This is a genomic window from Salibacterium qingdaonense (genome assembly GCF_900114715.1).
GTDB classification, from domain to species: Bacteria; Bacillota; Bacilli; order Bacillales; family Marinococcaceae; genus Salibacterium; species Salibacterium qingdaonense.
Genome location: NZ_FOTY01000049.1, coordinates 1 through 12,461 on the forward strand (window position 1 = coordinate 1; position 12,461 = coordinate 12,461).

Annotated in this window: 9 protein-coding genes and 1 pseudogene; 2 read left to right on the forward strand and 8 right to left on the reverse strand. The window is 47.8% G+C overall.

Annotation, left to right across the window (positions count from 1 at the left end):
* From BM058_RS17385 to BM058_RS17395, 3 genes and pseudogenes are all read right to left on the reverse strand, one after another.
* Nucleotides 1–210: pseudogene (locus BM058_RS17385) on the reverse strand (ISLre2-like element ISAot1 family transposase); the annotation flags it as partial.
* Between the two features lie 198 nt (nucleotides 211–408).
* Entirely contained in the window at nucleotides 409–1,308 is a 900-nt protein-coding gene (locus BM058_RS17390; protein ID WP_245737083.1) for a glycine betaine ABC transporter substrate-binding protein, read from the reverse strand.
* A 283-nt stretch (nucleotides 1,309–1,591) separates the two neighbouring features.
* On the reverse strand, nucleotides 1,592–3,073 hold the full coding sequence (locus tag BM058_RS17395; protein WP_090928914.1) for a glycine betaine uptake BCCT transporter: 1,482 nt from the start codon (nucleotides 3,071–3,073) through the stop codon (nucleotides 1,592–1,594).
* A gap of 413 nt (nucleotides 3,074–3,486) precedes the next feature.
* Here BM058_RS17395 and BM058_RS17400 point away from each other — a divergent pair, with 413 nt between their 5' ends.
* Together BM058_RS17400 and BM058_RS17405 are read left to right on the forward strand one after the other, a co-directional pair.
* A complete protein-coding gene (locus BM058_RS17400) occupies nucleotides 3,487–4,656 on the forward strand; it encodes an MFS transporter (RefSeq protein WP_090928918.1) in 1,170 nt (389 codons plus the stop codon).
* 88 nt (nucleotides 4,657–4,744) lie between these two features.
* Nucleotides 4,745–5,749 carry an LLM class flavin-dependent oxidoreductase gene (locus tag BM058_RS17405; RefSeq protein ID WP_090928921.1) on the forward strand — a complete coding sequence of 335 codons (1,005 nt, stop codon included), beginning with the start codon at nucleotides 4,745–4,747 and terminating at the stop codon, nucleotides 5,747–5,749.
* On the opposite strand, the gene phnE (BM058_RS17410) is transcribed toward BM058_RS17405, so the two are convergent.
* The 5 genes from phnE (BM058_RS17410) to BM058_RS17430 form a co-directional block, all read right to left on the reverse strand.
* Entirely contained in the window at nucleotides 5,730–6,518 is a 789-nt protein-coding gene (phnE, locus tag BM058_RS17410) for a phosphonate ABC transporter, permease protein PhnE (protein WP_090928924.1), read from the reverse strand. The genes BM058_RS17405 and phnE (BM058_RS17410) overlap by 20 nt on opposite strands.
* Entirely contained in the window at nucleotides 6,515–7,318 is an 804-nt protein-coding gene (phnE, locus tag BM058_RS17415) for a phosphonate ABC transporter, permease protein PhnE (protein WP_090928927.1), read from the reverse strand. Before phnE (BM058_RS17415) ends, phnE (BM058_RS17410) begins: the two co-directional genes overlap by 4 nt.
* The gene (gene phnC, locus BM058_RS17420; protein WP_090928930.1) at nucleotides 7,319–8,086 is read right to left on the reverse strand and encodes a phosphonate ABC transporter ATP-binding protein; all 768 of its coding nucleotides are present in this window, start codon (nucleotides 8,084–8,086) and stop codon (nucleotides 7,319–7,321) included. It lies immediately after the preceding gene.
* A gap of 100 nt (nucleotides 8,087–8,186) precedes the next feature.
* Nucleotides 8,187–9,188 (reverse strand): phosphate/phosphite/phosphonate ABC transporter substrate-binding protein, encoded by a 1,002-nt coding sequence (locus BM058_RS17425; RefSeq protein ID WP_090928933.1) that lies wholly within the window; start codon nucleotides 9,186–9,188, stop codon nucleotides 8,187–8,189.
* 120 nt (nucleotides 9,189–9,308) lie between these two features.
* Nucleotides 9,309–11,903: an endonuclease gene (locus BM058_RS17430; protein ID WP_245737084.1), complete on the reverse strand. Its 2,595-nt coding sequence runs from the start codon at nucleotides 11,901–11,903 to the stop codon at nucleotides 9,309–9,311.
* Nucleotides 11,904–12,461: the final 558 nt, after the last annotated feature.

Below are 12,461 nucleotides of genomic sequence, written 5' to 3' on the forward strand. Positions count from 1 at the left end.
TAAAAACTGGATGGTCCTCGCATCCCGCGTCTCCACGTCCCATCCTTCGTCCTTTTTCGCTTCGCTCACCGGATCATCCAGCAGGGTGAGAGCCTCTCCCACCAAATCGCTGAACCAGCTGTACATCAGCTGCTGCAGCTTTTCTTCCATGACCAGGACATCCGGTGTTTCTTTCATTATCTGGTGCATTTCTGTTATAATAGGTTTCATGAGAAGGTCTCTTTTCGCTTTGTATTTGCTTCCTAGGCATACATCGATGATAGAGGACCTTCTCTTTTTTTGCCAATCATCAGTCTTCGTCGTTACCGAGAACTATTTTACACATACCTCCTCATTCCGCAGACATAACATTTAAAGGGAGCCTGTTTACGGCTCCCTTTATTCCATCAAAAAGGTTCGCAAGTCTATTTACTGCTCTGCAGATTTAAGGTCTTTAATGGAGTTAACGTCTTCCATATATTCCGGAACTGCCAGTCCGATTTTTGCACCAGTCACGTTTTTTCCAAGGTCCTCAAAGCTGTCTTCATATTGGGCGTACAGATCTCCATGAGTGATTGGCATCCATGGTGCCAAAGAAGCATCGCTTTCCCCATTAGCGACCGATTCAAACATAACAGCTGGATCAACAGGAGTAATCGATGTATCGTAACCCTTCTGATCCAGGACAACTTTCATAATATTGGCGGAAACACGCTGATCGTCCCAAGGAGTCATTGCCAAGTCCACAGAAGTACCGCCGCCGTCTTCAATACCTTTCGTCCATTCATTCACGGTTTCCTGGTTGTCTTCCACCCAGTTTTCAGCGGTCGCTTCTATTTCCTGATCCTGAATAGTAAGCATGAAAGATTCTACGTCACTTATATCCAGCTCAAACCTGTCCAAAATGGTATAGGCGCCGGGTTTATCTTCTTTCAGTCCTTCTCTGGCAATAGTGGTTACATACTCTTCTTCACCAAAAACGCCTTTGGGATCTTCTAAATACTTCAAATCATATTTCGCGAAAATAAAGTGGGGAGACCATGCAGAAACAACAATAGGTTCTTCATTACTGATAGCATTTTCCAAAGAGGTCAGCATGGCCATGGCAGAGGACGATTCCTGCTGCCAGCCAGTCAGATTGTTATACTGGGACAATGCGTCTTCTGTTGCCTGATATGCACCGGAACCAGGTTCAATACCTGTGATGGTATGTTCGAGCTGTCCACTGACACTTGCCGAATCTCCGGACGAATCATCTTGTCCACAACCAGCAGTCACCAAAACAAATGACAAACCGACAAACAACACGCTGCTTTTCCACATCCCCATTGTTTTAACACTCCTTTGATTTTTATTGTGTTTACCTACAATTTCATGGATTCACACAGCAATGGGATTTTTAACAAAAATTACAAAAATAATATTTTGTTTAAATGATGTTATAAATATCCATGTCATACTTGCAGAAATAGTTCCTGTCATCAGCCTGCCGGACCATATGAACCTTAACGATCCCGGACCAAACCTGCGGCACTTGGACCGAATTTGCAAAAGGGGATTCCCGGAAAACAGTTATCCCTCCTGTTTTCCGGGGTCAGCACCTTATACTCTGTTACTTTGCGGGGTAGTCCTGCCGGAAGGCTTTGATCAGAGATACCATCATGAGCAGTAGAATGAACATAAATGGAAATGCTGATGCAATCGATGCCGTCTGAAGGGCACTCAAACCTCCGGAAGCGAGCAGTACCGAAGCAAAAGCCGCCTGAATAACACCCCATGTCATCTTAACGCTGTTGGACGGGTTAAGATCACCGTTTGTTGTCTGCATACCGAGTACGAACGTTGCCGAGTCGGCGGAGATAACAAAGAATGTGCTGATTAACAGCAGGGCAATGACGATAAGTACCATGCTCATATCAAATGATTGATAAACACCAAATAGGGTTTCTTCCTGAGCCAGATCTGTAAGGCCGGTGTTGATTCCATTGAGTTCCTGATAAAGACTGGACCCGCCGAAAACAACGAACCAAAGCACACAAAACAAGCTTGGAGCAAATAAAACGCCGGTCACAAACTCCCGGATGGTTCTGCCTTTGGATACGCGGGCAATAAACGTCCCGACGAATGGAGACCAAGCAATGAACCAGGCCCAGTAAAAGATTGTCCAGCTTTCAATCCAGCTTGCATGCTGTTCATCCATTCCACCGGTCTCAAAACTCAAGGAAGGCAGTGTTTGAATGTATGAGAGTAATGTCGAAAAGAAATTGTCAAATATGAAAACAGTCGGACCGAGAATAAACGTCAGTACAATAAGCATCGTAGACAATGTAAGGTTTATATTACTTAAGTATTTAATACCCCGGTTAATACCCGTCCATGCTGAAATCATGAATAGAATAGTAACAACAATGATAATGATAAACTGCAGACTAAAAGTGTTTTCCAAGTCGGAAACGAATGAAAGTCCGCCTGAAATCTGTGATGCGCCGAGTCCAAGAGAGGTGGCTACACCAAAGATTGTTGCAAATACCGCGATGACATCAATCACCGTTCCCATCCATCCTTGAGTTTTATCGCCAAGAAGCGGTTGGAACGTCGAACTGATAGCTCCGGGTGCTTTTCTTCTGAATTTAAAATAAGCAATCGCCAGTGCAATAACCGTGTAGACAGCCCATGTCTGCAGCCCCCAGTGGAAAGCAGTGTACCGCATAGCGTTCTCCGCTGCCTGGATGGATTCAGGTTCAGCGTTCGGCGGTGCAGCAAAGTGACTTAAAGGTTCAGCAGCACCCCAGAAAATAAGTCCGATTCCCATACCGGAACCAAAAAGCATGGCAAACCATGTTATTCTGCTGTACTCCGGTCTGTCATCTGGATCCCCAAGTCTCAATTTTCCGTACTTGCTGAACATCAGATAAATGGAAAAGATAAGAAATGCTGCAACAGAAAGAATATAAAGCCATCCAAATCTTGACGTAAGGAAAGACTGAATTGCATTTGAAACAACACCAAGGTTATCCGGTGCAGCAGCCCCCCATATTACAAAAATTATGGATATAGCGAGCGATATCCAAAAAACATTGCCGACTTTAGACATGAAACAGTTCTCCTCTCTATAGTGTATATAACGTTCATTATAATAAAAGCAGAAAATTTTAGTACATCTTTCGGACTGATAGAGAAAGAAATGTACTAAAATCAGCTCCTCCACTTAATAGAACGTTCTTTATAGTTTTTATCACGATTTTCTCCATTTCTCAAGCACGATTACCTTTTTAATTAAAAAATCCAAATCATTCTGAAAAGTCTTTCTTTAGTAAAATTAGTCTAATATCTGACAAAATGTAAATCCATTGATTATGGGAATAGTGCGTGCTAAAGTGTATTATGTCAAACGTTCTATATATTAGCTATGCCGACTCGCACATCGCGCAAAGATTTCAGCATAAATAGTATGTTTTTTATTCTTTTTAGAAAGATCATTCTTTATATTTAAGGAGGTGAACGTTGTTGCATTTTTCGACATTAGTACCCCCGGGTATTACTATGATCGCTGTTGCATATGGACTCGCCAGGTTCAGCTACGGGCTGCTTCTGCCCAGTATCAATTCGGATCTTGGAATGAGTTCATCAACATCCGGGTTCATTTCGTCCCTCTTTTATCTCGCTTACTGCCTGGCCATCGTCGCTGCCACCGTCTACACAACAGAAAAGGGACCACGCGGCATGATTCTTGCCGCAGGGGCCTCTGCCTTTGTCGGATTATTTGTGATGGCATCGAGCCCTAACGTATGGCTGCTCGGACTCGGCGTGTTATTTGCCGGTGCGAGTACCGGGTTCGTATCCCCGCCCTACGGAGCAGCGATTTCCCTCTGGCTGAAAGTCAACGAACAGGGACGGGCGAACACATGGATTAATTCCGGAACCAGTATCGGTCTGGCTCTTTCCGGTACAGGAGCTCTTATGCTGGCTTCGGAATGGCGGATGACGTATTTCATTTATGGAATCATCGCACTGATTGCTCTTTTATGGAACGCCAAAGTCGTACCGCCGCTTCCGAAAAACCCGTCCGTACAGTTTGAAAAAGGACACTTTTCTTTCCGCGGGGTGGAAGGTGCCCTTCCTTTGATTATCTGTTCGATTGTACTGGGTATATCAACAGCTGCTTTCTGGACATTCGCCGTCGATTTCATATCATCCACCAACAACTATGGCAGTACCGGAGTATCGTTGTTCTGGGTAATGATTGGGGTTTTCGGCATTTTTGGAGGTTTTTCCGGGTTTCTTATTGAAAAACTCGGACTTCCCTTCGCCTATAAATGGGGCGCACTTGTTATCAGTTCGGCTTCCCTCATACTCGCCTGGTTTCCCGGGCAGTGGCCGCTTGCCTATCTTGCCGCCGCTTTGTTCGGCATTTCCTATATCTTTATTACCGGTGTTCTGATGGTCTGGGGCATCCGGGTCTTCATCAACAACGCATCGCTTGGAATCGGCACACCATTTCTACTTCTGGCAGTCGGTCAGGTTGCAGGTTCAGCAGGAGCCGGCGTGTTAATCGGGGTCTCTGATTATATGTGGACATTTACGATCTATGGTATAGCGGGGATCATTGCCGTTCTTCTCGGCCCGAAAGAAATCAAAAAAGCCAAACGAAATAGAGTCATGCGGCAAAGCATGTAACTGGAAGACAGGTACTTTTTCGACGTACAATAGGTTTATCTATTTCTTAAACCAGAACCTGTATGTCTATAAGAAGGAGAAAAACGTAATGAAACTAAGTATTTTAGAACAATCCCCTATCTCTTCCGGACAAGACGCTGCAGACGCGCTGCGAAGAACATCCGATCTGGCGCGTTACGCCGAAACGCTTGGTTATACCCGTTTCTGGACGGCTGAACATCACAGCACCTCCGGGCTTGCCGGCAGTTCTCCGGAAGTGCTGATTTCCCACATCGCCTCGGTTACCGAAACCATCCGGCTCGGTTCCGGCGGAGTGCTTCTGCCGCAGTACAGTCCATACAAAGTAACCGAAAACTTTAAGGTTCTCGAAGCCCTGTTTCCCGGGAGAATCGATCTTGGCGTCGGACGATCTCCCGGCGGCGGCCAGACAATACGGAAGGCACTGACCGATGGGAGCCCGAAAAGTATGAATGAATTTCCGAGGCTGCTTTCCGATCTTCAGGGATTCATCGACGGTACCCTCCCAAAGGAACACGACTATGCCTCCATCAAAGCTTCGCCGCTGACGAGCACCCTCCCACAAACCTGGGTCCTCGGCTTGTCGAGCCGCGGCGCCCGTCATGCTGCCGCAAACAGTACAGCCTTTATGTACGGTCATTTCATTCAACCGGGTAACGGAGCGGAGGCGATGGCTGCGTACCGGGAACATTTCCAACCTTCAGAGCGCCAGCCCCATCCCGAAGCAGCCGTCTGTGTATTCGTCGTATGTGCGGATACCGAAGAAGAAGCGGAACATCTCGCACACACGCAGGATATGTGGCTGTTAAATGTGGAAAAAGGACGCACAACAAAGATCCCTTCTCCGGACGAAGCTTCTGGGAGAACGCTCACTGCAGAAGAAGAAAATAAAGTTCAGGAAAACCGGAAACGTGCGGTCATCGGTACCCCGGAGCAGGTAAAAACAGAGCTCCGCCGGCTGGCAGAGCTCTATCAGACCGATGAAATCATGGCCATTACCAATATCTTCGATGAAGAAAAGAAAAAACATTCGTTCCGTCTTCTGGCGGAAGCCTTTAAATCAGACGACTTCTGATTCTGCTTGAAATCGCATCAAGGATCGTAACCATTACAATAATGCCAAGCAGAATAATGCCGACCCGCTCCCAGTCACGAACGCTTAATGCAAAAATAAGAGGGGCTCCGATGCCGCCTGCGCCAATCACACCAAGAATGGTAGCGGCCCTTAAATTCACTTCAAAGCGGTACAGCACAAACGAGAAAAAGTTCGGGAGCACCTGCGGTACGACGGCAAACATGAATGTTTTCACCGGGTTTCCGCCTGTCGCAATCAGTGCTTCTCTTGCACTTAAATCAATGCTTTCCACACTCTCTGCAATCAGTTTGCCGAGCATGCCGACCGCCCCGATACCAAGCGCCAGCACCCCTGCAAACGGGCCCGGTCCGACCGCCTTGATAAAGAGCAGGGCCAGTACAATATCAGGAAACACCCGGATAAAACTGAGGACAGACTTACTCGTCCCCACCATGAATTTTGTTTTGGCGATATTACGCGCCGCCATAAACGAAAACGGGATACAGAGCAGGGATGAAATGAATGTCCCGAGCAGGGCAATAGCAAGTGTCTCCAGAAGCGTCCGCAGCAGATCCTCACCGGCCGGGTCATACACATACCCCCAGTCCGGCGAAAAAATCCCTGACATGATGGAGGAAAACACTTCTCCCGAGGTTTCCTTGATTTGAATAACCGGTATGCCGGAGAACGCCCATATGTAAATCAGCAGCACAACCACAGCGATGAGAATTCTTTTCGTATTTCGTTTCCATATTTCTTGTGGCTTCATTGTAATTTCTCCCTTATCCGGGTGCTGAGAAAATCAATCACGAGCACTACGATCAACGAATAGACGATAATAGTGGACACCCTCGCGTATTCAAAAAAACCGAGATTCTGTTCATAATAAAGACCGATGCCTCCTGCTCCTACCAGTCCGAGGACCGCCGCAGCACGGATATTGATTTCAAAAGCGTACAGGAAAAAAGACATAAAGGATGACATCACCTGCGGCACAACACCAAACATCATCCATTTCAGCTTGTTGGCCCCAACGGCTGTCATTGCTTCCATCGGCCCCGAATCAATGGCTTCCACCGACTCAAAAAACAATTTCGCGATAATACCGAGGGAAAACATCATCAGTGCAAACACCCCGGGCACCGGACCGATGCCGAAAATCGCGACAAACAACGCCGCAAGCAGAAGCTCCGGAAGCGTCCGGATCAAGTTCAGCAGCAGGCGGGACGGCACCGTGATCCAGTTCGTATGAAATATATTACTGGCTGCAAGCATGGAAAGTGGAAAGGCAATCAGCCCTCCGAATGTCGTACCGAGCACCGCCATCTGAATCGTTTCCATCATCGGCGACGTGACTTCGCCGAAATAAGTCCAGTCCGGAGGTACAAGCTGCACGAGCAGGCTCCCCATTTCCGGGAGACCGGCAGTTAAATCGGTGATGGAAAAGCCAATCTGCCACCCGCTTCCTGTGACAAGTACAAGAACGATGAAAATCGTAAACAGCGGTTTCTTTTTCGACGGTGGCATGGGCGGCGTGCAGCTGGATAGTTCAACCGGTGTTTCTTTCATTTACATCTCCCCCAGCATTTCATCTTTATGAACCGGACGGCCGTAAATGTCTGAGAATATTTCATCCGTTGCCTGTCCGACAGGACCATCAAACACGACCTCTCCCTCGCGCAGGCCGATGATCCGCGTAGCATACTGTCTTGCTACGTCAATAAAGTGAAGATTGACCACCATTGTCATGTTCAGTTCTTTATTAATACGGGCCAGGTCATCCATTACCTGCTTTGTCGTCATCGGATCAAGAGACGCCACCGGCTCATCTGCAAGAATCAGTTTGGCTTCCTGGGCAAGAGCTCTTGCGATGGACACCCGTTGCTGCTGTCCGCCGGATAATTCATCCGCGCGGCTGTAGGCTTTCTCCTGAAGATTCACCCGCTCAAGCGCCTGCATCGCGATATCCTTGTCTTCACGCGGAAACAGACCGAGAATCATGCGGAGCGTGGAATGGTAACCCACCCTGCCGGACAACACATTCCGCATCACCGACGAACGTCGTACGAGGTTGAAATTCTGAAAGATCATTCCAATCTCTCTACGCATCCGGTACAGACTGCTTCCCCGTGCCTTTGTGATGGATTCCCCATTTATGAGAATCTCCCCTTCCGTCACTTCATGCAGACGGTTGATGGAACGCAGAAATGTTGACTTTCCGGCTCCAGACAAACCGACAACGACGACAAATTCTCCATCTTCAATCTGCAGATCCACCTCGTTTAATGCGGTCGTACCGTTTGGATAAACCTTTGAAACATGATTAAACTCTATCAAATGTCTCCCCTGCTTTCTTCAGGTAGTAAAAGGAGGCTGACCGGAGTTATTCCGGCAGCCTTCCATCTCCATCCTATACTCAATGTCTATGTCCTGGTTTTTAGTTCTCTGTAACTTCTGTGCTTATCAGTTCTTCGTATTCACGGACTGTATCAAAGTTGCTGTCCTGTGATTCAACGTAACCTTCATGGGAATAAACGTCCCGGATAATCTCTTTCCCTTCTTCACTCTTGCCGATACTGATAAAGGCGTCCGTTACCGCCTGTTTCATATCTTCATTGATTTCCGGGCGGACTGTTACCGTATCGTTAGGAATTTTCTCTGTGAATTCAATAATGCGGGTGTCTTCAAAGGCACTTTCATAGTCTCCGGAAACAATGTTACGAGCATCCTGGAAGGTTACTGCTGCGTCAACATCTCCATTAAGAAGGGAAATGACCGCTTGATCATGTCCTTTCAATGTCACCGGCTCCACATCGTCAAGTGGATGGATGCCTGCATCGAGCAATGTGGCTGCAGGCCATACAAAGCCGGCGGAGGACGTCACGTTCTGGTAGCCGATCGGGCGTCCTTCAAGATCTTCCACCGACTGGATGTCGGAATCTTCTCTAACGATGAAGATCGACCGGTAGAAATCCACAAGTTCTTCTGTCGCGGACCCATCATCATTCACACCGTAACGCTGGGACTGCAGAATAACTTCCGCTGCGTCCTGCTCCTCGGCCAGTACGTAGGCGGTAGGAGGGAGGAAACCAACATCCACCTGATCAGATCCCATCGCTTCGACAATGGTATTGTAATCCGTGGACACACTGACGTTCACAGGAATGCCCAGTTCATCGCTTAACAACCCTTCAAGAGGCTTTGCTTTTGCCTCAAGTGTATCTGCATTCTGGGACGGGACGAACTGAACACTCAGCTCGTCCAGCTCCTCACCGGACGCTTCTTCCGACTGTTCACCGCTGCCATTTCCTGAGGAACCGCCTGTGTCTTCTCCGCCGCCGTCTCCTGATGTACTGCTGTCTTCGCTGCCTTCCCCACACGCTGCCAAAAGACCAAGAGAAAGAAGCATAGTCATACTGACTTTTGTAAATTTTTTCATTCTTTTACCCCCAATTTTTAGAACTCTCTATCCTTTATCCAAGATAACAGCCCTTTGTAAATATAATATAATTTCCAGGTATTGTTTCAGTTAACTTTATTAATATTTTGTAAACATAGATTATTTTTCCCAGTATGAAAGAAAGGCTTCTTCTACCTTTTTCCCTGCCTGTGCTTCCATTTGGTGAAGCAGGGCATTCCATTTTCCGTCACGGGAAGGGTTATTTTTTGCGCGCTGTACCTTTTCTGCTTTTTTCTCCAGCCGATCCGCTGTTTTCCCGTCATGAATGTAGCCTTGACTTTCTCCCAGTTCTATCAATTCATCCATCCGGTCCATACCAAGTTCCATTTCGATGGAAAAGGAACGCTTTGAGGTGCGGCCCGTTTCATCTTCAGCGGTAACGATGAGTTCATATTCACCGGGTGTTAACTGCAGCGGAGATAGAACCGGGTTCCCGTTCCATTCCTGTTCCTCTATTTCTGAAGTAACCGAAACAGGGCCGCCGTCTTCATCGTTTACCTCAACAGGTATTTCTTCTGTTTTGGTAATATCAAAGACCGTTGTGTCAGGCGCCGTAATCTCCGGCGCACTTCCATACGCCTGGATATCCGCCGCTGCCAGCGGAAGGAACTGATACGTGTCACCGAAGATGGATGCAATACCGGATACCGACACCTGGTCTCCTTCCTGGACCTGAGATGTAAAATCATCAAACGAGATGTTTGTTCTGTTATCTACACGGACTCTCGTAACCTCACCAGCGGCGTGAAGATCAAACTCAAACGCATTATAATATTCTTCCATGTTCTGCACCGTACCGCCTTCGATGGTCACCCGTTCCGCTTGATAACTGCCATCAAGCGTGTTCACGATTTCATCGTTCGGAAGATCCTTGGTCCCCTGCACCTCAATGGTAGAAACATTGTCTATTTCTTTCATTCCCTGATAGGTGGTAAGTCCTCCCGTTATACGGACCTTCTGCCCTTTCTCAAAACTGTTGTCGTGCTGATATACATAAATTCCCCCGGTTTCATCCTGAAGATAGAACCCCTGTCCACCAAATGTCCCGGGGGCGGATGTAATAACGCCTTCCACGGTTACTTCGCTTCCATCAGCTGTGCCGCGTGCTTGTTCGATACTTACGAGCTGCGGGCCGCCGCTTCCGTCATCTCCCCCGTTTTCTCCAATAGTGACGGTTGTTGTATACAGGTTACTGCCTGACTCCCGCAGACGGAGATTGGCTTCTCCTTCTGCTCCTTCCTGCAGCCGCACGGTCTGTTCTTTTACCGCGGTTCCATTTTCGCCGGCAGTCACCGAGAACTCTTCACTGTATCCGTATCCGGCCGGCCAGCTGCCGTCTTCATTCTGAACCTGCGCCACCTGCTGTCCGCCGTCCAGATAAATACCGGTATCATATCCAGAAACCGTCTGTCCCGGATTCAGGCCATTGATCGTTACAGTCAGAGTAAACGCTTCACCGGCTGGAAGAGTGTCCGGGTATTCAAAACCATACTCCGGCTCCGGCACTGGATCTTCTTCGGCTCCGTAAGCGCCGTTTGCAAAGGTGGACTGATCATACCACTCATACCCCGGGTCGGGTTGGGACCACGGCTCCGGTTCCGGCTGCTCCGACTGTTCCGGAATTTCTTTTGACAGAAGCGGAGAAGGGTTGTCCAATGTAATATTCGTTTCGCTAAACGTCTGATAGTCTTCCTGTTCTGCCAGCCAATCGACCATATTCAGCAGCAGTTCGGCATCGTCGGCTTCCTGAAAGCCGTCATAGGTCGTTTTCGGGTCACCGGTTTGTTCATTACGGTATTTCGGCGTGGCATCCTCGACTGGAGAAGAATCACCGATAAACGCTGCTTTGCCGTCCTGTTTTTTAGCAATCGCTGCAAAAGGTCCCTCTTCTTCTCCGCCGCCGTGATAAATACCTTCATCCACAGATGGTCCCCACTTATCACTTTCTGTCAGTCCATCCGGAAGATAAACAATGCCTTTGGCTTTTTCAGGATCAGTCACTGCAAGCGTGGATCCGGCGTGCATCGCTGCTTCTTCCACCCCTTCGGTGATACCGAATGTTTCTTCCGGGGTTTCCATCTGATCAGCTGTCACGGTCCCCGGCGCGTTGTATCGAAAGCGGATGCCGAATTCATCCGCAAGCCAGTCCGAGCTCTCCACTCCTTCCATAGCTTCCGATGAGACTTCGTCCTCTTCCATCCCTTTGGTTGGATTATCGTAGGCACCGCGCCGGTAACCATTCATGATTTCCGAGGAATCCCAGCGGTTCAGGTTCCGGTCTGCATTATAGTGATCGGAGATAAAAAAGATACTGCCGCCGTTTTCTGTGTATTCAACCATCGCTTCCTGTTCTCCGCTTTTAAACGGAATGTTTGCTTCCGGTATAATGAACACGTCATACGGTTCCAGATCATCGAGGCTGATAGGTTCGGTCTGGCGGAGCTCGTCCACTGCATACCCGTTATCTGCAATACCTTCTGCAAATTCAGAAAACGCCCCGTCTATGACCCAGTCCGCCTGACCGGCAGTCTGCCCGTGCGTGTTATCAAATAACACTGACTTTCCGTTTGGATTTTGAGGATCGATAGACGGAGCGGGGTCATTCGGCCCCTCGGCATCCATTGTTTCCGGAAGCAGCACCATACTGACAGCCAGCGATCCGAATGCCACCCATTTCTTTCCTTTTTTTAACACATTCATTCCTCCTCATTCATTTTTCTTCCAGGAATCAGTGTAACTAAATAATATTCAGCCAGTATAAACGGCATATTAAATTTTCATGTAGCCACTGGATATCCCTTGCAGAATAAGGTAAAGTAAAAAACCAGCAGTTCTTTTTCCTTCTGGCTGTCAGCCTCTTACTACTTTAGTGATAATAGTTTACCTTTTATTTATTAAAAATGTGAGAATATTGTAAGTTTATTTGACTCCTGAATCCGTGATAAAGAGGGTTATTGTTTGAGTGAGGTTCCGTTCTATATCTATAACTCGTTTTTTATTTCAGGTATACGTTGAAGATAAATAGGCATCCGCTGCAGGCGGACGTTTTCCGCGGGCAGCGCCTCAGCTATATCAAACGGAAAAACCGCCGTTTGATAGGATCTTCGGCTGCTGCTCTTCCCGCTGGAAGCGCCGCCTTCCACTCCTGCCTTCGTTTTCTTTTCTTTAGAAAAGGGTGCTCTTGCAGCAACACAAAGAAACCTACAGGGTTTCTATAGGTTCGCTAATTGATAGAACAGGTTGAAGCAAAAG

Bases quoted from the DNA above. Each gene is read 5' to 3' on its own strand.
- BM058_RS17395 (WP_090928914.1), bottom strand. From the start codon at position 3,073: ATGTCTAAAGTCGGCAATGTTTTTTGGATATCGCTCGCTATATCCATA.
- BM058_RS17425 (WP_090928933.1), bottom strand. From the start codon at position 9,188: ATGAAAAAATTTACAAAAGTCAGTATGACTATGCTTCTTTCTCTTGGT.
- phnE (WP_090928927.1), bottom strand. From the start codon at position 7,318: ATGAAAGAAACACCGGTTGAACTATCCAGCTGCACGCCGCCCATGCCA.
- phnE (WP_090928924.1), bottom strand. From the start codon at position 6,518: ATGAAGCCACAAGAAATATGGAAACGAAATACGAAAAGAATTCTCATC.
- BM058_RS17405 (WP_090928921.1), top strand. From the start codon at position 4,745: ATGAAACTAAGTATTTTAGAACAATCCCCTATCTCTTCCGGACAAGAC.
- BM058_RS17390 (WP_245737083.1), bottom strand. From the start codon at position 1,308: ATGGGGATGTGGAAAAGCAGCGTGTTGTTTGTCGGTTTGTCATTTGTT.